This is a genomic window from Pollutimonas subterranea (assembly GCF_002849655.1).
Lineage (GTDB): Bacteria > Pseudomonadota > Gammaproteobacteria > Burkholderiales > Burkholderiaceae_B > Pollutimonas > Pollutimonas subterranea.
Map to the genome: position 1 here is coordinate 46,498 of NZ_PDNW01000008.1, position 22,418 is coordinate 68,915.

Consider the following 22,418-nt stretch of genomic DNA (forward strand, 5'->3'; position numbering starts at 1 on the left):
ACCGAAACAACTCAAGAACCAGGACTGCCTGTTATAGGCAGCACGATCCCCGTGATGTAGCTGGAACATGCCGGCGATGCCAGGAACACATAGGCGGGCGACAACTCTTCCGGCTGCGCAGGCCGTCCCAATGCCGTCTTGGCGCCGAACTCCGCCACTTTGTCGGCCGGCTTGTCGGCGGGATTCAACGGCGTCCACACGGGCCCGGGAGCCACGGCATTGACCCGTATTCCCTTCTTTGCCAGATTGGAGGCCAGCGACATCGTGAATGCATGGATCGCACCTTTCGTCGTGGAATAATCCAGCAACTGCCCTTGGCCCTGCAAGCCCGTGACTGATCCCGTATTGATGATGGACGAGCCTTCCTTGAGATGAGGCAATGCGGCGCGTGCCATATGAAAGTATCCATACACATTGGTGCGCATGGTTTCATCAAAGCGTTCGTCCGTGATGTCGAGCAAGGAATCGGCGTGCTCTTGAAAGGCCGCGTTATTCACGAGGATGTCCAGCTTGCCAAGTTCTCTGACTGCCTTTTCGACCGCATCCTGGCAGAAGGCAGAATCCTTTACGTCGCCAGGTATCCGGATGCACCGTTTGCCTTCAGCTTCGACATGGCGGCAGGTTTCTTCCGCATCCTCATGTTCATTCAGATAAACAATAGCTACGTCAGCGCCTTCACGCGCAAAGAGCACGGCCACCGCGCGGCCAATACCTGAATCGCCCCCCGTGATAATGGCTGAAAGCCCGTCAAGTTTGCCACTACCCTTGTACGACGGAGCCTGGAACTGGGGCTGCAGTTCCAGGTCCTTTTCAAGGCCGGGCTTCTCCAGGTGCTGGGCCGGTAATGGCGGCACCGGATGGTCACGCGCGCCGGCTTGCGGCACGCTTTCCTTGCCCGGCCGTTCACCTTCCTGCTGCTTGGCGGCATCGCGGCGATCCTGCTCTTCCTGGATGCCGCGCTGCTTCTGAACCGTCCTGTCGACGTTACCGTTAGTGTTGTCGGTCATGGGTATTCCTCACTTGGCAGGATCCACTTTCTGCTTCAATGCCTTGGCCATTTCCAGGTGTTCCTGAAGCGCCGGCAATTTCTCGGCGGCAAACGCCTTGATTTCTGGATCCTTGGCGTCGGCCGACGCCTCCTGGAACAACTCCACAGCGTCCTCATGAGCCGCCACGCCAATCTGGTTGACGTATCGCTTGTCGAAACTGTCATCCATGACGCTCAAGGCTTTCAGCTTGGTTTTCTGAACCAGCGATGGCTCGGCAGGCGGCGTGTACCCCTTGCTTTTAGCCAGCGTCTGGAGCTCCTGTCCCACCTTGGTGTGATCCATAATCATTTTCTCGGCGAAGGCCTTTACGTCGGGGTTGGTGGCCTTGGTTTGCGCCAGCTTGCTACCCTCGATTTCCGTATGGCCCGCATGTGCCGCAGCTTCCAGAAAGTCCTCATCGTTGCCATCAAGCTGTGTGGCTGCGTTTTGCCCTGCTGGCGCGGCTGTGGTGGGCGCAGCCTGCGCCATGAGTGCACCGCATAGGGTCAGGGAGCCAGAGGCAAAGGTGCTGATGATTGCTGTACGTAGGTTCATGCAAGTCTCCTGTCGAAAATGGATCGTGTTCCGAACCTAGCAATTTGCGGTCCCGCGGCATCGGCATCGTCACGGGTCAAGGTATGGTCCCGACCCGCTAATCAGTTTTTCGATCCAGGAGGGTGTGCAGCGCCAAGCCGATCCCAAAGGCAACGTAGACGACAAGAAGCGATTTTTTGCTTAGCTTGTGCTCGAAGCCGGGCGTAAGACGCTCGGGGGTGCACTGCATATCCACCGCGCATGCCACCCCTGCAACCGTCAAGGCGCTGGCGAGTGCCTGGGGCTTAGTTGGTGCAGTTCCGTGTCGAAATGCCAATTTTTCGTAGGCGGTCGCCCAGAATATTGAAGCAATGTGATGGATGACGTAGCCGGTGAGGCTATAGCGCAACGTCGCCTTATGCTGCCGCAAGGCCTTGTCTTTCCATAGCCAATGGCTTACTGCATTGACCGGCGCGATGGCGCTGCGGCTATCGCGTACCCCGCCGTGCAGCAATGCCAGGCTGGAAACCACGCTCGCGTAAGAGCCGGACACCAGGGCCCGCTTCAAAAGCCTTACGAATGATTTCATCTTTGCCTCCGTGCCCAATACGCTTCAACCTAGAATAGCAATTTACGAACCCTTGCATCACACTATGCTCGACGCGACATGACGAGGTCGACGTGAAAATATTACTGACTGGCGCCTCCGGATTCATCGGACGAAATCTCGTCAATGCCCTTTTGCCCGCAGGCCATACTGTGGTCTGCGCCCTTCGCTCGCCGCCGAAAACTTCAAGTCATGCAAACGTTTCGTATATCGGCATAGACTTCAACGAAGCGGTGACCCCGGGAGCCTGGAGCATGGCGCTCGAGGGCGTGGACGTTGTCATCAATGCAGTCGGGATTCTGCGTGAAACGCCCGAGCAGAGCTTCGACCTGATTCATAGGGCGGCCCCCACGGCGTTATTCTCGGCAGCGGCCGAGGCCGGCGTGAAGCATATTGTGCAAATATCCGCCCTGGGCGCCGACGAGAATGCACATAGCGGCTACCATTTAAGCAAGAAGGCGGCCGACGAATTCTTGCTTCGACTACCCGTAAGAACCAGCGTCGTGCAGCCTTCGCTGGTATACGGACCTGGCGGCGCAAGCGCCGCCTTGTTCGAACTGTTCGCCAGTAGTCCGATCACCATGCTGCCTGGCGGTGGGGGTCAGCGGATTCAACCCGTGCACATCGACGACCTCGTCCAGGCGCTCAAGGCGCTTATCGAGTCTGCACAGGGCGAATCAGGCCGCATTGCCATGGTGGGTCCTGCAGCGATCACGCTGAGAGATTTCTACAGCATCTTGCGCGAGGCGATGGGCATAACACGGCGTCCGCGCTTCGTGCCGATCCCCATGCCCTTAATGCGCGTTATAGCTCGCGCCGGGAGCCGATTGCCAAGTGGCTTTCTGGACAACGACACGCTGGATATGCTGGAACGAGGCAACACAGCGCCGCCTGACGATATCCGCAATTTGCTGGGTCGCGCCCCCCGGGCGCCCCAGCAATTCATACCGGCTGCCTACGCGCGCCCGACCGGTATTCAGGCAAGGATGCGATGGCTGCTGCCTATCTTGCGTATCAGCATAGGCCTGGTGTGGGTGGTGACCGGCATCGTTTCCTTAGGCCTGTATCCGGTCGAGTCGAGCTACGCGCTTCTGGCGCGAACCGGCACACCTGAAGCGCTGATGGCTTTGTTTCTGTATGGCGCCGCCGCGCTAGATATTGCACTGGGCATATTAACGCTGCTGCCCAGGCGATCACGATGGCTTTGGGCCGGCCAAGCCGCCCTGGTACTCGCTTATACCGTCATCATTTCCTGGAAGCTGCCGGAGTTCTGGCTGCACCCCTATGGACCGGTATTGAAAAATCTGCCGTTTCTGGCCGGCCTGTGGATACTCTATGAAATGGAAGAACGCCCATGGAATACATGATTACAAAATGGCTGCATGTGCTGGCTTCTACCTTGCTGTTCGGGACGGGAATAGGCAGCGCCTTCTATCTGCTGATGGCCAGCATTACACGCGATCCGCGCGCCGTCGCCATCGTCGCGCGGATCGTGGTGATTGCAGACTGGCTTTTCACCGCCACCACGGTCATAGCCCAGCCTTTGACCGGTTACTGGCTGGTCAAACTGGCCGGCTTCCCGTGGTCTGCGAGCTGGCTCAAATGGTCCATCGTTTTATATGTCATTGCCGTGGCCTGCTGGCTGCCTGTTGTCTGGATACAAATGAAGTTGCGCGACCTGGCCCAGGCCGCGGTACGCGACGGCACCAGCCTGTCGGCCGACTATTGGCATTACTTTCGAATGTGGGTGGCGCTCGGCATCCCCGCCTTTTTCGCGTTCGTCGCCATCTTCTACCTGATGGTGGCAAAACCCGCCGCATTCTGACACGAGGATGCATCAAAAGGTTGGCGGCGGGCGGTGGGCGCCGAATTCAGTCCTGCGTGGTTCGTATCACTTGCTCCACAGGGAATCCCAGGGTTCGCGCATGATCGAGCAGCGCGTCAACCTTGGATGCGTCTGCCGCTTTATCCCGGCTTAACACCCATAGATATTCGCGATCGGGCGTGCCCACCAGCGAATACTGATAGTCGCCTTGCAGCCGGATTATCCAGTAATCGCCCCAAACCGGCGGCAACCATGAAAGCCAGCCCGGCGCGAAGCGAACCTCAAGTCGTGCAGGATCGGCATCTGCCCCATCCCCCGCCAGTCGGCCCATGCCTTCAGCCAATTTCGTACCGCCATCTACGCTCCGGCATTGATTGACCACCCGCATCTTGCTGTCAGGCAATACGGTATATGTGGCCTGCACGTCGCCCGCACACGATTTCTGGAAACGATTGGGCAATCGCGCCTGCTCGTACCAGACGCCCGCATAGCGTTCCAGGTCGACATTCGCCTGTGTAGGAAGCGGCGGATTCTTTGCCGTGTTGCTGGCACAGGCTGACAAGGCCGCGATCGCAAGGGCGGTGGCAATAAGTAGCGGCCATCGCTGGCGTGTTGGTTTGGGCACAGCTAAATTTCGATTCATGGGCATCTCCTTGAAGTACAGACAGCAACCAGTATGCCGGCGCTGATTTGCGACCGCATGAGCCAGTTAACTATGGCCTTGACTGGGACGACCCCGGTTGCCTCGCTGTGTGCTACCTATAAACGCCAATTGACGTCTACGGTTCTTGCAGGTTACACCCGAACCGGGCGCATCCTTGCCTGACCGGATCGCCCATATAAAAACGTGTTGCCCATGACGGCGCCATATCTCTATAGCTAACGCAGGAGGAGACAAAATGAAAATCTCGGTAAAACGGTTCGCATTAATGCTGTGCTTTCCATTGGCGGCGATGCAGCCCGCCATGGCGGAAAATATTTCTATCGCCACGGGTGGCACAGGTGGCGTCTATTACCCGATCGGTGGAGGCATTGCCTCGATGCTTTCCAAGAAAGTACCGGGCATGCAGGCAACAGCGGAAGTAACGGGCGGTTCGGTCGACAATCTTAAGCTTATCGACGGCGACGCGTCCTACATCGGCCTTAGCATGTCCGACGCCGCGCAAGACGCCTATAAGGGCGAAAACAAGTTCAAGGGCCAAAAGGTACCCCTGCGCACGCTGATGATCCTGTATCCAAACCGCATGCATGTGGTCACCGTCGACGGGCGCGGTATCAATAGCTTTGCCGATCTCAAGGGCAAGCATATTTCAACCGGCGCCCCCGGCAGCGCCACCGAGGTCATGGCATTCCGTCAGCTCGAAGCGGCCGGTCTTGACAAGGACAAGGATGTAAAACGCGAACGCCTCAGCGTGGCTGAATCGGTCAACGGCGTCAAAGACAACAAGATCGATGCCTTCTTCTGGGTCGGGGGCTTGCCTACCGCCGCAGTCACTGACTTGGCCAACACACCCGGCACGAAAATCAAGCTTATCGACAATGCCGAGCTGGTGCCGAGCATGAACCAGAAATACGGCAATCTGTACATCCAGGACATGATCCCGCAAGCGACCTACCGAGGCATGGACGCCGACAACAAACAGGCAACGGTCATGAACATCCTGGTCGGCAGCGAGAAAATGGATGACCAGACGGCCTACAACATTGTCAAGACGATCTTTGAAAGCAGGGACGACCTGATCGCCGTGCATAAAGACACGGCCGAGTTCAAACTTGAAAATCAAAAGGCCGCTGCCTCGCCTATCCCCTTCCACCCAGGCGCGGTCAAGTATTTCGAAGAACGCGGCGTCAAGCTCAATTAACGCAACGCAGCGCCCCAGCTGATTGATCGGCTGGGGCTTTTTTTCGCAGGCGAACGGCAACGGCACATAGATGCCGGACTACATTTATGAGACTCCACCATGAGCGATATCCTCCAATCGGAACGGGACGCAACAGTAAGTAAAGAGGCCTTGCTCAAGGCCGAGCAATACATCGAGGAAGAAGAAGGCGCGGCCAACCACCTCAGTGGCTGGCTGGGCGTATTCCTGACGACGGTAGCCGTCGTGATGTCCCTGTTCCACATGTTTGCCGCGTATGCGATCGTGCCGACCCAAACACTGCGCCCGGTGCATGTAGGCTTTGTCCTGTTCCTGTCATTTTTGCTGTTTCCCGCGAGCAGGCGCTTACGGCATCGCATCATGTGGTGGGATTGGCTGGCATCGCTGCTGTCCATCGCCATCGTGGTGTACTTGATACTCGGCGGCGACGACTTCACCGACCGCAATACCATGCCCAATTCCTGGGATATTGCCTTCGGCGTGGCACTGATCCTGCTGGTGCTCGAAGCAATGCGGCGCACCATAGGCTGGATCCTGCCTGTCATATCGATCTGTTTTCTGCTTTACGCTTTCCTGGGTGCCTATCTCCCGGCTCCCTGGACGCACAAGGGCTACGAGATCGGGCGCGTGGTCGGATTCATGTACATGACGCTGGAAGGCATATATGGCGTGGCGGTCGACGTGTCCTCGTCATTGATCATATTGTTCACCATTTTCGGCGCTTTCCTGCAGTTTTCGGGCGCGGGAAAGTTTTACATTGACTTCTCTTTTTCGGCCATGGGCGGCAAGCCCGCCGGCGCCGGGCGCACCGTTGTGCTGTCGTCGTTCCTGCTGGGTGGACCGTCCGGTTCCGGCGTAGCGACCACCGTTACGCTGGGCACAGTCGCCTGGCCCATGCTCTCCAAAGTGGGCTACGAACGCAACGCCGCCGGAGGGCTGCTGGCCGCCGGTGGCCTGGGCGCCATCATTTCCCCTCCGGTCATGGGCGCTGCGGCATTCATCATTGCCGAGTTCCTGAAGATATCGTATCTGGATGTCCTGCTGATGGCAGTCATTCCGACCACCCTGTTTTATCTTGCGCTTTTTCTAATGGTGGAAATAGACGTGCGCAAATACGGCATGGGGCAGACGATATTCAAGAAAGTGGATACGGTATGGAACCTGACGCGACACTACTGGTTCCACTTCCTGTCGCTGATTTCCATCATTGTTTTCATGATGTGGGGCTTCTCGCCGGTGCTCTCGGTGTTCTGGGCGACCGTCGTGTCCTTCCTGACCAGCTTCCTGCGCCGCGACACCGCCATGATTTCCTATGACCTGTTCCAGGGCAAAGGGTCCATCTCGCAGCACTTCTTCCAGTCGCCGCTGATCCAGGCCCTCAGAGCAGGCTCCGTCGGGATGCTGGGTGTGGGTGCTACCTGCGCCGGCGCAGGCATTATTGTGGGCGTGGTCACATTGACCGGACTGGGTCTGAAGTTCAGCGGCATTGTCATCGACTATGCCGGGGGGTCGTTGCTGCTCACTGCCATCTATACCGCGTTGGTGGTATGGGTCATAGGCTTGGCCGTGCCCGTGACGGCGTCCTACATCATTTGCGCCGTCATTACGGCACCGGCGCTGATCAAGCTGGGCGTACCCGATTTTGCGGCGCACATGTTCATTTTCTACTATGCGGTCTTGTCCGAAGTGTCGCCGCCAACGGCGCTATCTCCATTTGCCGCCTCGGCCATTACGGGCGGCGATCCGTACAAGACGACCATGCAATGCTGGAAATACACCATACCCGCTTTCCTGGTGCCCTTCATCTTCGTCCTGGATCCCAGCGGCCAGGGCTTGCTGCTCATGGGGTCGACCGAAGCCCTGGCTGCGGCAAACCCATGGGATATAGCGCGGGTGACCATTACGGCCGCGGCGGGCATTTTCGCACTTGCCGTGGGGTTCCAGGGATGGCTGCTGGTGCGCGCCACCGCCGTCGAGCGAACGCTGCTGATTGTGGCCGGGTTTGCACTGGTCTATCCCGGCCCCGTGTCCAACCTGACAGGGCTTGCCCTGATCGTCATTGCACTGGCTTCTCATTGGCGCCGGGGCTGGAAGCACAGGACTCTCCACGGCGAAGGGGCTAAGACCTGATGGCGTCGTGCGTCCCCCGCGTTACACTGTTTTTCTCTATTCGCCGGTAATCCATGTATGCCGTCTCCATTTCGCTTCGCAGCCTCGTACCATCACCGCAAGCCGGGAGCGCGGCGGACGGCCAACGTGCCACCCGCCGACCCTCGCCTTCTGGTGTTCAACAAGCCATTCGGCGTCTTGACGCAGTTCAGTGACGAAGCCGGCCGAGCAACGCTCAAGGACTTCGTGGACGTGCCTGGCGTCTACCCGGCGGGGCGACTGGATCGCGATAGCGAAGGCTTGCTGCTGCTGACCAATGACGGCCGCCTGCAAGCGCGCATCACCGACCCGAAAAACAATATGGCAAAAACGTATTGGGTGCAGGTAGAGGGCGAGCCGAACGCACAGCAATTGCAACGCTTGCGCGATGGTGTCGAATTGAACGACGGCCTTACCCTTCCCGCGCAAGCCCGTTTGCTGGAACCACCCCAGCTATGGGTGCGCGATCCACCGGTGCGTTTTCGCAAGAGCATACCGACCGCCTGGCTCGAGCTGGTCATCCGGGAAGGCAGGAACCGGCAAGTGCGACGCATGACCGCCGCGGTCGATCTGCCGACACTGCGCCTGGTTCGGGTGCAAGTCGGCCCCTGGACCCTGGATGACCTGTTGCCAGGCCAGTGGCGCGAACTCCCGCCCAGTATTCAAGCGCTATAGAAAGCCTATCCACCTGCCGGCCAATACGGCACCCAACCAGATAAGCAGCGATGCGACGGCATGCGCCCGTGCGGCCCGTGGCATTGGTGTATCGGACAATGCCTTTGGCCAGTGCTGGCCTGCATGCAGCCACAACGCATTCACGACGCCCAGCCCGATGACACCAAGCTTGATCAGAAACGCCGGATTTGCCGCATACTCAGTCGGTTTTACCGAGAACAACCAGAAACCGGTCAACATGGCCAGCACCAGGCCGCCGCCGGCCATGCGGGACAGGAACGGACCGATAACCGGGAATGGCACAGTGCGAAAGCCGCCCAGCATGCGCAGATCCAGTGACACGATCGCACCGATCAACAAGCCCATGCAGGCGATATGGGCGGCATTCACGAATAAATAGAGCGTGCCTGACCGCTGCAGCAGCACGGCATGCGGAGCGCCCTCCAGCCATTCCAGCATGGTACTTAGCGCGGCTTCTGGATGCGGTCGGGATAAATATCGTAGGTTTTATCGCCGACCGTTATCTGCACCGCTTTCATCCGCTTTTCGCTGTGATCCTTCGCGCGATTTCCGGTTGCCGAGATGTGATCGCCCACCTTCGCGGAGCCTTCGACAAAGCCGGACGCCCGCGTTTGACCAGGATTTCCCAGCTCGATACGCCAGACGCCTGAATCGGTCGTTTCGACGTCAAGCCGCGGATGCGGCGGCGCAAGCTGCACCGCCTTGACAATACCGGTGAGCTGAGTCTGCTCTTCGTCGGCCCAATTCCAGCCGTGATGCGCCGCGGCACTGCCCATAACCAGGCATAACGTCATTCCAGATAGAAATCGATAAGGCATGTTCGCACTCCTCGTGTGACTACGCGGCTTGCCTGCCTTTGCGCAGCAGGTCCAGCAAGGCCTCTGCCGTCGGCCCGGACGAAGCGGGATTCTGACCGGTGACAAGCAGGCCGTCCACCACCACATGCGGCTCCCAGTCTCCGGCTTTGGAGTAATTGGCACCGTTACCCTTCAACATATCTTCGACCAGGAAAGGCACGACCTTGGTCAAGCCAACGGCCTCTTCTTCCGTATTGGTAAAACCGGTTACGTTCTTTCCTTGTACCAACGAACTACCGTTGGGCGCCTTTACGTGACGCAGCACACCGGGTGCATGGCAAACGGCTGCCAGGGGCTTGCCGTGGGCAAGCGTCGATTGAACAATACCGATGGAAAAGGCATTCTCGGCCAGGTCCCATAAGGGTCCGTGCCCACCGGGGTAGAAGACGGCATCGTAATCCGAGGCCGCGATGCCCGACAACTTGACGGTATTTGCCAATGCAGCTTGCGCTTCGGTGTCAGCCTTGAAGCGACGCGTAGAGTCGGTTTGCGCTCCCGGCTCGTCGCTGGATGGATCTATGGGTGGCTGGCCGCCCAATGGAGAGGCTAAAGTAATATCGGCGCCGGCGTCCTTGAACACGTAGTAAGGCGTTGTGAACTCTTCGAGCCAGAAACCCGTCTGGCGGCCCGTAGTGCCCAGCCTGGAATGCGAAGTAAGCACCATCAGTATTTTCATCGTGACCTCCTGAACACTGCCTGGATTATCGTAAGACGACAACTGCATCATAGATCGAAATTTGGCGCCGGCACTAGCGCTGGCTCAATACCTGGCACGCTACACTCAAGATGCCATCATCTCGTGGTGTGCACGGATACGGCGTTAAACTGTCCGAATACCAAAACCAGGAGTAAAGATATGTCAGCTTCTACCGAACGCGCCGTCCTCGCCGGCGGTTGTTTTTGGGGTATGCAGGATTTATTGCGCCGGCACCCGGGTGTCATCTCTACGCGGGTCGGCTACACGGGCGGCGACGTGCCCAATGCCACCTACCGCAATCATGGCACGCATGCTGAAGCCATAGAGATCATCTTCGAGCCCCAATCGCTCAGCTTCCGGGCCCTTCTGGAGGTCTTCTTCCAGATTCACGACCCCAGCACCAAAGACCGCCAAGGTAACGATCGCGGGCTCAGCTACCGGTCGGCGATTTTCTACACCAATGATGAGCAGAAGCGCATTGCAAGCGAAACGATTGCCGACGTGGATGCATCCGGCTTATGGCCTGGCAAGGTGGTGACGGAAGTCGCCGCGGCCGGACCTTTCTGGGAAGCCGAGCCGGAGCACCAGGACTATCTGGAGCGCTATCCGAATGGCTACACCTGCCATTACGTCCGGCCCGACTGGAAGCTTCCGGCAAAGTCTCCAGCGCAAGCGTCGTAACGCGCGATGACGGGTGCCTGCGGCCATGGTTGCTAAACGTCCGGACAATCGCCTTGCTTCCGAAGAAGCTTTGGCGCAGCAATTGCAGTCTTTGTTGCGGCTCGACCCGCGACTGTGCCAGGTGCACGATATTGCCGGGCCTTTCTCGCCGCGCATCAGCCAACCCGGATTCGCAGGGCTTGCCCGCATCGTTTGCGGTCAACAGCTTTCAGTGGCCAGCGCCAGTGCCATCTGGAACCGCTTGCAAGCCCAGCCGGGCGCAACCACGCCAGAAGGCTTCCTGGCCCTGGATGAAGAATCAATATGCGGCGTCGGCCTGTCCCGCAGCAAGTACCGCACGCTCAGGGGCTTGGCCGAGGTCATCGTTGCGGGCGGCCTCGACTTTTCCGCCGTCGAGGCATTGGGCGCCGAAGCAGCCATCGCGCAACTGACCAGCCATAAGGGTATTGGACCGTGGACAGCGGAGATTTACTTGATGTTCTGCGCAGGCCATCCAGATATATTTCCAGCCGGTGACCTGGCGCTACAGAAGGCCGTGGGCGACGCTTTCGGCATAAACCCCCACCCTGATCGGCGCGCCCTGATGGCGATTGCCGCCAAGTGGGCGCCTCATCGCGCCACGGCCGCGCTATTGTTCTGGCGCTTCTATGCCGCCCGGCGAAATCGTGAAGGTCTGGCGCTGAGCAGCTGAAGGGAAGCGCAACATGAACCGCGCTATCGAGCGCCAATTTAAGGTGCCTTGAAGGTGACACCAAGGTTACTATGAGGATTGCGAGCGACAACGCGCCTGCATCATTGTGATAATAAATGGAAGTAAACAGCAATCTCTGGCTATTCGTCGCCGCATTTGGTGCCAGTGCCTTGGGCGGGGTCCTGGGCATGGCCAGCGGGATCTTCATCGTTCCGATCCTCACCCTGCTTTTCGGTTTGGACATCCGTATCGCCATCGGCGCAAGCCTGATTTCGGTGATCGCCTGCTCCTGTGGAAGCGCAGGTCCGTTCCTGAAAGGCGGCTTGACCAACATACGGCTCGCCATCGTCCTGGAGACGGCGACCACGCTGGGCGCGCTTACCGGTGTGCTCCTGATCGGGGCCATCCCCGTCGAATACCTCTATGGCCTGTTTGCCGCTATTCTCGCGCTTTCCGCACAGCAGATGCTTGCCCGGCGCGGTGAAGTGGTCAAAGCGACCTCGCCCGACGCTCGAAGCTGGGCCAGCATGTTGCGCCTGCATTCAAGCTATCGGGACCACGCACAGCGTAGGAACGTGGCGTATCAGGTAGGTCATGTGCCGCTGGGCTTATCGCTGATGTATGGGGCGGGCCTGATCTCCGCCCTGCTCGGAATAGGCAGCGGCGTACTTAAGATCCCTGCGATGGACACCGCTATGCGGCTTCCCATCAAAGTCGCCTCCGCCACGTCCAACTTCATGATTGGGGTAACGGCCGCGGCAAGTGCCGGCGCTTACTTCGTGCACGGCGATATCGACATAACGGTGGCCGGCCCCGTTGCCCTCGGCTCCGTAGTAGGAGCGCTGGCAGGCACCCGTCTCCTGTTCGGATTCTCCAGCGAAAAGCTGCGCATCTTTTTCGTGATCGTGCTTGCACTCCTCGCGGTACAGATGCTGATGAGCGCTTTCGGTCTCCATAGCCCGGCAGGACAAGCATGACTCAGCCTACGGAAACCCTCGAACGCCGCGAGCGGCTTATTGCACGCCTATTATGGAACGGGACCTGGCTGGCCTCGTCCATCATCGCCGCGGGGCTGATCCTGGATTTTCTCCATCGTATCGACGTCGCGCTGTTTCCCAACCTGGCGGGATCGCAAGTGGCCGCGGCGGGTATAGCGCTCTTCATACTGCTGCCGATCGCACGCGTCGTGCTGATGCTGGCGATCTTCCTGCACGAGCGCGACTATGCCTACACGGCAATATCCGCACTCGTTCTGGTGATAATTGGCATCGGCTTCGCGATCGGGCTATAACTCGAACAACGTGCGGCGGCCGTTCAGGTCACCGGAGCCGGATTGAACAGTGCCAGGGAATTGTGCAGGCCCAGGGCCTCGGCCTTGCTTTGCTTGCGTCCGCTTGCTATATCAAGCATCAGGTGGAACAGTTCCCACCCCATTTCTTCGATGGTGGCTTCGCCGTCCACGATGCGTCCGGCATTGACGTCCATCAGATCGTGCCAGCGTCGCGCCAAATCACTGCGCGTTGCAAGCTTGATGACCGGCACTTCCTTCAGGCCATAAGGCGTTCCGCGCCCCGTCGTGAACAAATGCAGATTCATTCCCGCGGCCAATTGCAAGGTGCCGCATACGAAATCACTGGCCGGCGTGGCGGCAAAGTTGAGGCCAGGCTGCTCGCAAAGATTGCCAGGCGACACGACCCCGACGATGGGCGACGACCCGGACTTGATGATCGAACCCATGGCCTTTTCGACAATATTCGATAAGCCGCCTTTCTTGTTGCCCGGCGAGGTATTGGCGCTGCGATCGGCGCTTCCGCGCCCCAGATAGCGGTCGTACCAGTCCATTTCGCGTACCAGGGCGTTGGCGACCTCCTGATTGGCCGCCCTTGCGGTAAGCTGGGCTATCCCGTCGCGAACTTCGGTCACCTCCGAGAACATCACCTTGGCGCCGGCGCGTACCAGAAGGTCGGTGGCGAACCCCACCAGCGGGTTGGCCGACACGCCGGAGAAAGCGTCACTTCCACCGCACTGGACGCCGACCGTCAGCGCCGATGCGGGACAGGTCTCGCGCTGCCGCCTGTTCAGTATCTGCAGTTTCTTGTCCGCAACGCTGACGATGGAATCGATCATGCTCTGGAAGCCCACGTGCTCGTCATCTTGCAGGCAAACCACATCCACATCCTGAAGGTCGACGTGCTGCCTGCTGTCGCGGATGGGAATCGTATTTTTCGGGAACAGCAGATCGGGTTGCAGCTTCTCGCAACCCAGGCTCACGACCATGGCCTGGCCGCCAAAATTCGGATTGCGCGCAATGTTGCGCAAGGTGCGAATGGGAATCACGGCGTCGGGAGCGTTGATCGCAACGCCGCAGCCATAGACATGCTCAAGCGCAATGACATTATCGACATTGGGGTACTTGGGCAACAGCTCTTCACGTATCTTGCGTACGGCATGATCCACGACGCCCGAAACGCATTGCACCGAAGTGCTGATCGCCAGGATATTGCGAGTTCCGACGCTGCCATCGGCATTGCGAAAGCCTTCGAAGCTGTACCCCTCGAGCGCCGGCTGGGTCAGCCCTTGCGTGGCAACCGGCAGATTATCGAGCCCAGGTGCCTGCGGCATGTCCAGGCGGTGCTCGTTGACCCAACTGCCACGAGCCAAGTCCTGGCTGGCGTGGCCAATGATCACGTTATAGCGATACACCGGGCCACCCGCAGGTATATCGGCCAGCGCCACCTTGTGCCCTTGCGGCACGCCCTCAAGCAGCACGGTTCCGTCTGCCAGTGCCGTGCCCGCTGGCAGACCGCCGTTATTGGCGACAATTGCGACGTTGTCGCTATCGTGCATCCGGATACTATGTGGCGTTTCTAGTGGCATCATTTTTTCCTGGATCAATTCAAATAAAGTTGGCAGCCGGTACGTCCGACTGGTATTCAGGGCGCAAGCTGGACACGTGGCGCACCAGCGTACGGTCCAGTTCATCAAGCCGGTTTATTCCCAGCAACGCCATGTTGCGATGAATCTCCGTTCGCAGTATCTGTATGGCATGGTCAACGCCGGCAGGGCCGCCGACGGTGGCCGCGTAATTGAACGGGCGACCGGCAAACACACATTTGGCGCCCAGCGACAACGCCTTGAGCACATCGCTGCCGCGCCGGATTCCGCTATCCATCATGACGACGACATCAGGCACCGCCTTGACGATCTCGGGCAAAACCAGGAGCGGCGAAACAGAACCGTCGACCTGGCGTCCGCCATGGTTGGAAACAATGATTCCGTCAACGCCAGCATCACGGGCCAACAAGGCATCTTGCCATCGCACGAGGCCCTTGACAACCAGGTTCCCCTTCCATGTCTCGCGTATCTGGCGCAGGTGGCTCCAGTCGAAATGATCGCGGGCCTGGAAGTCACGCTCCACCTTGGACGATAAGATGGGGGCTCCCCGTTCGGCGCGCCAATTCTCGAAGTGCGGCATGCCGTGACGCAACAGGGTTCGCCCAAACGTGCCCAGCAGCCAGCGCGGATGGCTGATTCCATCCCACGCCAGGCGCATGCCGGGGCGTAGCGGCGAACTGAAGCCATTGCGTTGATAATTTTCAGGGTTCACCATGACGGGAAGATCGACGGTAAGCACCAACGTCTTGAAGCCGGCCGTACTGATTCGAGCCAATAGGGCATCGACCCGTGCCGCGTCGCCCGGCATATAGGCCTGGAACCATGTCTGGGGCGCTGCGCGGGCGACTTCTTCCATCGGGATCAGCGAGGCGCCGCTCATGATTGCCGGTATGTTGGCCCGCGCCGCCGCATCGGCCAACAGCACGTCGCCGCGATACGCCCACATCGCGCTGAGGCCTACGGGAGAAATACCGAAAGGCGAGTCAAACGTTTGCCCGAACAGTTCTATTTTCTGGGCGCGCTGCGAAACCCCCGCCAACATTCGGGGCATCAGCACATACTCGTTGAACGCCGCACGATTCTGTGCCATCGAAACTTCGTCGTCAGCGCCGTTGAAGATATAACTGAACAACTGGCGTGGCAGTTTCCTGCGGGCTGGACGTTCGAAATCATTGAGGGAATAGATGCGCTTGAGCATACGGTTTCATTCGACTGATGGACAAGCCTGTATGGTATGGAATAATCTTGTGGATATATAGCGATAATAATCCTATTAGTTTATTCGAATAAATTCAATATAAATTCTGACGGCAGGCCATGACCCTCAAGCAACTGGAAGCATTTTTCTGGGCCGCGACGTGCGCCAGCTTCGCTGTCGCGGCGGAACGGCTGCACTTGTCGGTGTCCACCCTTTCCAAGCGCATTTCCGAACTCGAAGCTTCGCTGGGCGAGCCGCTGTTCGATCGAGACACCTATCGTGCCACATTGACGGCGACAGGCCATGCAATCCTGCCACGCGTCAGCGCTTTGCTGGACCAGTCCGAAGCCCTGCGCCTGAGCGTCCTGGACGATGCCGGGCTGCAAGGCCATGTACGCTTTGGCGTGGGCGAGCTCGCGTCGCAAACCTGGCTGCCCCGTTTCATCCGCTTGGCGGTCGAACGCTACCCCGGCCTGCAACTTGAACCTAATGTCGAGATCGGCAGGATCATGGAACAGGCACTGGAAAATGGCGAACTGGACTTCACTCTCGCGGCCGGCATCTCTTCCCGGCGCAGCATCACATCGCGACCTCTCGGCAAAGCAAACTTTGTCTGGGTGGCCGCGCCAGGACTGGCACAAGCCCAGGAAGCGCGCCCCACGAAGCTGCTGCAGGACATTCCGCTAATCACCATGCCGTCCGGCGCCGGCACCCACCGCATGGTTGAAGAATGGCTGTCGCGCACCGGGGTCGTACCGGGACGCAGCCTGAGCTGTAATACCTGGAGCGCCGTCTCGGCCTTGCTTATCGAGGCAGTGGGCGTCGGCTTCCTGCCCCAGGCCTGGGCTGATCCGCTATTGGAGCGCAGGCTGCTGAAACCGCTGACCAAGTGGCCAACGCTCAAACCCCTGCATTACTCATTGCAAATGCGCCGCGACGATACGCGCCCGATAATGCGCAGTATCCAGTCCCTGCTTGAAGAGGTCGTCGATTTCGGACTGCCGGTCAGTTTCCTGACCAGCAAGCCCCATAAGGAAAATTAGCACCGTGAATCCCATAGCACTTGAATACTTTGTGAAAATAGCCGAATCAGGCAGTATTTCACGCACGGCCATCGAATTGGGCATCGACCCGTCCAGCATGACGCGACATATCGCCAAGCTGGAAGCCGACCTGAAGGTGCGGCTGTTTCACCGCAGTGGCCGCGGTGTCGTGCTTACCGACGCGGGCGCTTTGTTATTGACGAGGGCACAGGCGGTGGCCGTTGCACTGGACCAAGCGCGCAAGCTCGCGGTGACGCTTTCCGACGAGGGTCCTTCGCGACTGGTCATCGCCGCGCAGCCCACTGTGGCGCAACGCAGCTTCGCGGCCGTTGCGCGCACAATGCGGGCCCGCTTTCCCGACACGCGATTGCACATGGTAGAAGCCTTGGGCCACCAACTGATCAACTGGTTGATCGAAGGAAAAATCGACGTTGCCTTGTTGTACGTGCCGAACCAGACCGGGGTGATTGAAATGGATGTGCTGCTGCAAGAGCCGCTGTATTTCGTAGCGCCGCCCAACCATGGCCCATTGGACCCGACAATATCGGTCGCCGACGCCCTTCGCAGGCCGCTTATCCTGCCGAGCACGCCGCACGGCTTGCGCGAACTGGCCGAAAGCCTTGCCGCAGGCAGTAATACGCAGCTTCAGATCGAAGTCGAGTGCGACGGTTCCAATGCCATCACCAAGAACCTGGTACAGGCCGGGATAGGTTGCACGCTGCTTCCGCTGGCAACAGTCTCGGACGAAGTGGAACAAGGACGCCTGCAAACCGCGCGTTTGGTGGACCCGATCGTTACCCGTGAAATTGCTATCGCTACGGCTCGCAATAGGCCGCCGGTTATCGGCCAATGGGACATCTTGCAGTCCATACGCCAAGTACTGATCGAGCAGGTCACGCAGGGCAACTGGCCCGGCGTGATTCCGCATGCGGCATCGGCGCCGTCTAGTTGACCTTGATATTTGCCTTGCGGATAACCTTTTCCCATTTGGCGACCTCGGCCTTCTGGAACGCACCGAGTTCCTCGGGGCCCGCACCGGATATGGTCAGGCCCAGATTCTTCAAGCGTTCCTGGACGTCAGGCTTTTGCAGGGCAGCATGCATGGTCTTATGCAGTTTGTCGACGATAGGCTTGGGCGTTCCAGCTGGTGCGAAAACAGCCTGCCACGACACGACCTCGTAGTCCTTGAGTCCCAGCTCTTTCAAGGGCTTGACGCCTGGCAACGCCTCGGCAGCCGTGGACGATGTAACCGCTAGCGCCCGCAATTGGCCGCCTTCGATCAATGGAACGGCAGACGTTATGTTGTCGAACAGCAGGTCAATGTCGCCGGCGACCAGCGCTTGCAATGACGGGCTGCTGCCCTTGTAGGGCACATGCAGCATTTGCGCGCCTATCGTGCCGGCAAAGAGCGCGCCGGCCAAATGCTGGGACGATCCCACGCCCGAAGATCCATACGTGACCCCATCCGCTTTTTGCTTGGCCTTCGCGATCAGGTCGTCGACCGACTTGATGTCGCTATCGGCCCGCACGACGAGTACGTTGGGAAGCGTGCCTGTCAGGATGATGGGCTCGAACGACTTGATGGGGTCATAGCCGATGGAAGGATAGATGCTGACGTTGATGGAGTGCGAGCTGATCGTTCCGCCGACCACGGTATACCCGTCCGGTTTCGCGCGGGAGGCATAGGCCGATCCCAGGCTGCCGCCGGTGCCCGGCTTGTTCTCGACCACCACTGGTACGCCCAAGGCCTCACTCATTGCCTGGCTGTACGTTCGTCCCAGGATGTCGGTTGCTCCACCGGGTGCAAACGGCACGACATAAGTGATGGGTTTGCTGGGCCATTCGTCGGCGGCGAAAGCCGGCGCCAGGCTTGCCATACTCAGCGCAAAGCCGGCCGTTAATGTGCGCAATAGTGATTTCCTGGACATTGTCATGTAGTTGGGTCTCCGGTTATTGATTTGATCCCATCGCAGCGCAGCTTCATGGCATCTGACGGGTGTAGTGAAAGCATTCTACCGGTTGGCGCAAGCTTCCTGTCGTGTGTTTTTGTCATTTCAGAAATGAACTTCCTGCAATACCCTGAGATAGCGAACCCTCTATACACTGCATCGCCAGACACCTCGGCTGATCGAGGTTTTCAAGGAGAATGCAATGAAGGATGCAATCGCATCGACGCAACGCGCTACCGGCGTCAAGCCCGGCGTGCGCACAGGTGGCCGGGCCATCGTGGACGCCCTGCGGGCACACGGCACGGATCGGGTGTTCTGCGTTCCGGGCGAAAGCTATCTGGAGGTGCTGGATGCGCTTTACGATACGCCTGAAATCGAACTCATCGTTGCCAAGCACGAGGGTGCGGCCGCCAACATGGCCGAAGCCGACGGCAAGCTGACGGGGCGTCCGGGCATATGCATGGTTACCCGCGGGCCCGGCGCCACACATGCCAGTATCGGTGTGCATATTGCACAGCAGGATTCGACGCCCATGATTCTTTTTGTGGGCCAGATCGCTCGGGACCACGTGGGTCGCGAAGCATTCCAGGAGGTGAACTACCAGGCCATGTTCGGCTCTTTGGCCAAATGGGTCGTGGAAATCAATGACGCGGACCGCATACCCGAGATTCTTGCGCGCGCGTTTCATACGGCCGTGTCCGGCCGTCCCGGTCCCGTCGTTATCTCGCTGCCGGAAGACATGCTGGTCGAGGCTTGCTGTACGCCTGACTGCGTCGCAACGCCCTTGCAGACGCCCGCCCTCCCGACGGACACGGTGCATCTGATTACTGCCGCGCTTGCGCAGTCGGAGCGGCCGCTGGTGTTCGTCGGCGGCCCCAACTGGAGCGCACAGGCGCGCCACGATCTGGCCCAATTCGCCGAACGATGGGACTTGCCCGTCGCCTGCGCATTCCGGCGCCAAGACTTGCTGGATAACCGCGACCCCCACTATTGCGGACACCTCAGCCTGGGCATGAACCCAAAACTCGCACGGCGGATCAAGAACGCCGACCTGATCCTGGCCATTGGCACCCGCCTTGGCGACATCATGACCGATGGCTACAGCCTGCTGGTGCCGCCACAACTACCGCAGAAACTCATTCACATTCACGCCGACGCGCTCGAACTGGGCCGCGTCTATCAGGCCGATATCGCCGTGCAGGCCACTGCTGATACTGCCGTCGCCGCGCTTGCGTCCCTTGCGGAGGTCAAAGCGACCCGGTCTGGCGAGACCCGGTCTGGCGAGACCCGGTCTGGCGAGACCCGGTCTGGCGAGACCCGGTCTATCGAGACCCGGTCCTCCTGGACGCGGTCTGCACGGGCCGACCAAGAAGCGTTCAGCGCTGTCCCCGTCCCGTCCGCCGAACATAATGGCGTGGACCTGACCGCGGTCATCAAGCATCTGTCCCGGACTTTGCCGGACGATGCCGTGCTGACCAATGGTGCCGGCAACTATTCAGTCTGGCTGCACCGCTACTATGAGTATCGCGGCGGACGCACGGAACTGGCGCCCACCTGCGGCGCCATGGGCTACGGCCTGCCCGCTGCCGTGGCAGCCGCTTTGCGCAACAAGGGACAAAGCGTCGTATGCGTCGCCGGCGATGGCTGCTTCCTGATGTATCCTCAAGAGTTGGCGACGGCGGCGGAGTACGGCGCCTCGCTGATCGTACTGGTCGTCAATAACGGCATGTACGGCACGATACGCATGCATCAGGAACGCCATCACCCGGGCCGCGTCAGCGGCACCCGCCTTCAAGGTCCGGACTATGCCGCGCTTGCCAGGTCATTCGGCGCCTATGCAGAGCAAGTCTGCCGCACGGAAGACTTCGCCGCCGCCTTCCAGCGAGCCCAGGATGCCGGCGGCCTGGCATTATTGGAACTTCGCACCGATCCACGCCAAATCACGCCGGCCATGCGCCTGGGAGACTGACATGAGCAACATTTCACCAACGCTGCGCCGGGCACTTACCGGCATATCGGGGATCCTGGTTACTCCGTTCGACGCCGATGACCAGATCGCGCCGGCGAAACTCCAACCCATCATGGATCGGGCGATAACGGCAGGGGTCGACATCCTCGTCATCAATGGCAACACCAGCGAGTTCTATGCGCTGCAAGCCGCCGAAGCGGAATCGATGATGCGCGCCACCGTCGAGATGGCCAATGGCCGTGCGCCGGTCATCAATGGTGTCGGACGCAGCGTGCACGAAGCCTGCGCCCTGGCTCGCGCGTCGAAAATGGCCGGCGCCGATGGCATTATGGTGCACCAGCCACCCGACCCGTTTGTCTCTCCTCGCGGCCTCATCGACTATGTCCAGCGCGTCGCCGACGCTGCCGATGGCCTGCCCGTCATGCTCTACTTGCGCAACGATGCAATCGGCACCGATGCCATCCTGCGCCTCACCCGCATTCCCGCTGTTGCCGGCGTGAAATGGGCGGCGCCCAGTCCGATGAAACTGGCTCAAGCCATACAGGGAGCCGATCCGGACGTGGTATGGGTCGGCGGCTTGGCCGAGACCTGGGCTCCTGCCCTGTGCGCGGTCGGCGCACAGGGATTTACGTCGGGATTGATCAATATCTGGCCGGAACAATCCGTCGCCATTCTGCAGGCGCTGCGCGCAAGCGACTACGCCAAAGCCATGCAGCTGATCCGTCAAATCGAAGAGTTCGAAACGATACGGGCGGAAGAACTGAACGGCACCAATGTTACCGGGGTGAAAACGGCCCTGCAACTGATTGGCAATGACTGCGGCCCTACACGCCCTCCCGCGGCATGGCCACTGAGCTCGGATCAGCAATCACGTTTGAAAGCCTTGATGGAAGGCTGGGGGATCCATACCACCGCTTAAGGTACAAGCGTCCCGCATGCAACTTAAATGGCCGGCTCTTGTCTTATGACTTTTACTGGATCAAAGGAAGACAGCGCGATGTCAATGCAACGGCTCTTACAACAACTACTTCAATCCGGCCAAAGCCTGGCTCAAGACGCGGGTTCCAAGCTGAACACTTCCGGCCAGGGCCTTGGTTCGACCATGGGCGGATTTGGCGGCGGCGCCTTGGCCGGAGGCGCCTTGGGTTTATTGCTGGGAAACAAGAAGTTCCGCAAGATGGGCGGAAAGATAGGCGCTTACGGCGGAGCCGCTGCATTGGGAGCCGTAGCCCTGAAAGCCTACCAGGACTGGCAGGAAAAAAAGGCAGCTACCCCGGTCCCGGGCAACGAACAGCAGCGTCCATTTATCGCCAGCACCCATCAAGCCGTACCGGCCCTGCCCAGCCCGGCAAATGAACAGCACAACAGGGCCCTCCTTTCGGCCATGATTGCCGCGGCCAAGGCCGACGGGCACATTGGCGCCGACGAAAAACAGCTTATCGACGCCGAAGTGGGCAAGCTCACGTCCGACGCGACGGACGTGGTGTGGATCGATGCTGAGCTGGCAAAGCCGGCCAATCCCGCAGAAATAGCACGCCTTGCTACCACTCCCGAACTGGGCGCCGAGCTGTATCTCGCCAGTGCGCTCATGATCGACGAAGAGAGCTTCATGGAACGTGCCTACCTTGACGAGCTTGCCCGCAACCTTAATCTGGAACCAGGCCTGAAGGCCGAACTGGACTCAAAGCTGAAGGCATGAGCGGGCAATAATCAGACAGCA

Annotated in this window: 24 protein-coding genes; 14 read left to right on the forward strand and 10 right to left on the reverse strand. The window is 59.5% G+C overall.

The window, feature by feature from the left end:
• Positions 1–11: 11 nt before the first annotated feature.
• The 3 genes from CR159_RS10795 to CR159_RS10805 form a co-directional block, all read right to left on the reverse strand.
• Positions 12–1,007: an SDR family oxidoreductase gene (locus CR159_RS10795; RefSeq protein ID WP_102073965.1), complete on the reverse strand. Its 996-nt coding sequence runs from the start codon at positions 1,005–1,007 to the stop codon at positions 12–14.
• A 9-nt stretch (positions 1,008–1,016) separates the two neighbouring features.
• Positions 1,017–1,583, reverse strand: a complete 567-nt coding sequence (locus tag CR159_RS10800) for a DUF4142 domain-containing protein (protein WP_102073966.1) — start codon at positions 1,581–1,583, stop codon at positions 1,017–1,019.
• Positions 1,584–1,680: 97 nt separating this feature from the next.
• Entirely contained in the window at positions 1,681–2,151 is a 471-nt protein-coding gene (locus CR159_RS10805) for a hypothetical protein (protein WP_102073967.1), read from the reverse strand.
• A gap of 92 nt (positions 2,152–2,243) precedes the next feature.
• On the opposite strand from CR159_RS10805, the gene CR159_RS10810 reads away from it, so the two are divergent.
• Together CR159_RS10810 and CR159_RS10815 are read left to right on the forward strand one after the other, a co-directional pair.
• On the forward strand, positions 2,244–3,536 hold the full coding sequence (locus CR159_RS10810; protein WP_102073968.1) for an NAD(P)H-binding protein: 1,293 nt from the start codon (positions 2,244–2,246) through the stop codon (positions 3,534–3,536).
• The gene (locus CR159_RS10815; protein ID WP_102073969.1) at positions 3,524–3,994 is read left to right on the forward strand and encodes a DUF2269 family protein; all 471 of its coding nucleotides are present in this window, start codon (positions 3,524–3,526) and stop codon (positions 3,992–3,994) included. The genes CR159_RS10810 and CR159_RS10815 overlap by 13 nt, the downstream gene beginning before the upstream one ends.
• A 46-nt stretch (positions 3,995–4,040) precedes the next feature.
• On the opposite strand, the gene CR159_RS10820 is transcribed toward CR159_RS10815, so the two are convergent.
• Positions 4,041–4,637: a lipocalin family protein gene (locus tag CR159_RS10820; protein WP_102073970.1), complete on the reverse strand. Its 597-nt coding sequence runs from the start codon at positions 4,635–4,637 to the stop codon at positions 4,041–4,043.
• Between the two features lie 256 nt (positions 4,638–4,893).
• On the opposite strand from CR159_RS10820, the gene CR159_RS10825 reads away from it, so the two are divergent.
• The 3 genes from CR159_RS10825 (at position 4,894) to CR159_RS10835 (ending at position 8,697) form a co-directional block, all read left to right on the forward strand.
• Positions 4,894–5,856 (forward strand): TAXI family TRAP transporter solute-binding subunit, encoded by a 963-nt coding sequence (locus CR159_RS10825; protein WP_102073971.1) that lies wholly within the window; start codon positions 4,894–4,896, stop codon positions 5,854–5,856.
• 99 nt (positions 5,857–5,955) lie between these two features.
• Complete coding sequence (locus tag CR159_RS10830) at positions 5,956–8,004, forward strand: TRAP transporter permease (protein ID WP_102073972.1); 2,049 nt, start codon at positions 5,956–5,958, stop codon at positions 8,002–8,004.
• Positions 8,005–8,061: 57 nt separating this feature from the next.
• A complete protein-coding gene (locus CR159_RS10835; protein WP_102073973.1) occupies positions 8,062–8,697 on the forward strand; it encodes a pseudouridine synthase in 636 nt (211 codons plus the stop codon).
• On the opposite strand, the gene CR159_RS10840 is transcribed toward CR159_RS10835, so the two are convergent.
• Genes CR159_RS10840 through CR159_RS10850 form a run of 3 tightly spaced genes read right to left on the reverse strand, consistent with a single transcriptional unit; the run spans position 8,692 to position 10,251 of the window.
• Positions 8,692–9,156 carry a DUF6644 family protein gene (locus CR159_RS10840; RefSeq protein WP_102073974.1) on the reverse strand — a complete coding sequence of 155 codons (465 nt, stop codon included), beginning with the start codon at positions 9,154–9,156 and terminating at the stop codon, positions 8,692–8,694. The genes CR159_RS10835 and CR159_RS10840 overlap by 6 nt on opposite strands.
• Before the next feature lie 5 nt (positions 9,157–9,161).
• Positions 9,162–9,536 (reverse strand): DUF6152 family protein, encoded by a 375-nt coding sequence (locus CR159_RS10845; RefSeq protein WP_102073975.1) that lies wholly within the window; start codon positions 9,534–9,536, stop codon positions 9,162–9,164.
• A 19-nt stretch (positions 9,537–9,555) separates the two neighbouring features.
• The gene (locus CR159_RS10850) at positions 9,556–10,251 is read right to left on the reverse strand and encodes a type 1 glutamine amidotransferase domain-containing protein (RefSeq protein WP_102073976.1); all 696 of its coding nucleotides are present in this window, start codon (positions 10,249–10,251) and stop codon (positions 9,556–9,558) included.
• Positions 10,252–10,431: 180 nt separating this feature from the next.
• Here CR159_RS10850 and msrA point away from each other — a divergent pair, with 180 nt between their 5' ends.
• The 4 genes from msrA to CR159_RS10870 all read left to right on the forward strand — a co-directional run bounded on the left by msrA (position 10,432) and on the right by CR159_RS10870 (position 12,935).
• The gene (msrA, locus tag CR159_RS10855; protein ID WP_102073977.1) at positions 10,432–10,953 is read left to right on the forward strand and encodes a peptide-methionine (S)-S-oxide reductase MsrA; all 522 of its coding nucleotides are present in this window, start codon (positions 10,432–10,434) and stop codon (positions 10,951–10,953) included.
• Positions 10,954–10,978: 25 nt separating this feature from the next.
• Positions 10,979–11,644, forward strand: a complete 666-nt coding sequence (locus CR159_RS10860; RefSeq protein ID WP_102074095.1) for a DNA-3-methyladenine glycosylase family protein — start codon at positions 10,979–10,981, stop codon at positions 11,642–11,644.
• Positions 11,645–11,760: 116 nt separating this feature from the next.
• Positions 11,761–12,621 (forward strand): sulfite exporter TauE/SafE family protein, encoded by an 861-nt coding sequence (locus tag CR159_RS10865; RefSeq protein WP_102073978.1) that lies wholly within the window; start codon positions 11,761–11,763, stop codon positions 12,619–12,621.
• Positions 12,618–12,935, forward strand: coding sequence for a DUF1634 domain-containing protein (locus CR159_RS10870; protein ID WP_102073979.1), 318 nt, complete (start codon positions 12,618–12,620; stop codon positions 12,933–12,935). Before CR159_RS10865 ends, CR159_RS10870 begins: the two co-directional genes overlap by 4 nt.
• Before the next feature lie 23 nt (positions 12,936–12,958).
• Here the strand turns inward: CR159_RS10870 and garD are convergent, their stop codons facing one another.
• Complete coding sequence (gene garD, locus CR159_RS10875) at positions 12,959–14,524, reverse strand: galactarate dehydratase (protein ID WP_439650527.1); 1,566 nt, start codon at positions 14,522–14,524, stop codon at positions 12,959–12,961.
• Between the two features lie 16 nt (positions 14,525–14,540).
• A complete protein-coding gene (locus CR159_RS10880; RefSeq protein WP_102073981.1) occupies positions 14,541–15,737 on the reverse strand; it encodes an alpha-hydroxy acid oxidase in 1,197 nt (398 codons plus the stop codon).
• A gap of 119 nt (positions 15,738–15,856) precedes the next feature.
• On the opposite strand from CR159_RS10880, the gene CR159_RS10885 reads away from it, so the two are divergent.
• Together CR159_RS10885 and CR159_RS10890 are read left to right on the forward strand one after the other, a co-directional pair.
• Positions 15,857–16,780, forward strand: a complete 924-nt coding sequence (locus CR159_RS10885) for a LysR family transcriptional regulator (RefSeq protein WP_102073982.1) — start codon at positions 15,857–15,859, stop codon at positions 16,778–16,780.
• Between the two features lie 4 nt (positions 16,781–16,784).
• The gene (locus CR159_RS10890) at positions 16,785–17,732 is read left to right on the forward strand and encodes a LysR family transcriptional regulator (RefSeq protein WP_102073983.1); all 948 of its coding nucleotides are present in this window, start codon (positions 16,785–16,787) and stop codon (positions 17,730–17,732) included.
• On the opposite strand, the gene CR159_RS10895 is transcribed toward CR159_RS10890, so the two are convergent.
• The gene (locus tag CR159_RS10895) at positions 17,725–18,708 is read right to left on the reverse strand and encodes a Bug family tripartite tricarboxylate transporter substrate binding protein (RefSeq protein ID WP_199173298.1); all 984 of its coding nucleotides are present in this window, start codon (positions 18,706–18,708) and stop codon (positions 17,725–17,727) included. The genes CR159_RS10890 and CR159_RS10895 overlap by 8 nt on opposite strands.
• Before the next feature lie 223 nt (positions 18,709–18,931).
• On the opposite strand from CR159_RS10895, the gene CR159_RS10900 reads away from it, so the two are divergent.
• The 3 genes from CR159_RS10900 (at position 18,932) to CR159_RS10910 (ending at position 22,397) form a co-directional block, all read left to right on the forward strand.
• Positions 18,932–20,698 carry a thiamine pyrophosphate-binding protein gene (locus tag CR159_RS10900; RefSeq protein WP_102073985.1) on the forward strand — a complete coding sequence of 589 codons (1,767 nt, stop codon included), beginning with the start codon at positions 18,932–18,934 and terminating at the stop codon, positions 20,696–20,698.
• A 1-nt stretch (position 20,699) separates the two neighbouring features.
• Positions 20,700–21,617, forward strand: a complete 918-nt coding sequence (locus tag CR159_RS10905) for a dihydrodipicolinate synthase family protein (protein ID WP_102073986.1) — start codon at positions 20,700–20,702, stop codon at positions 21,615–21,617.
• Positions 21,618–21,695: 78 nt separating this feature from the next.
• Positions 21,696–22,397: a tellurite resistance TerB family protein gene (locus CR159_RS10910; protein ID WP_102073987.1), complete on the forward strand. Its 702-nt coding sequence runs from the start codon at positions 21,696–21,698 to the stop codon at positions 22,395–22,397.
• Positions 22,398–22,418: the final 21 nt, after the last annotated feature.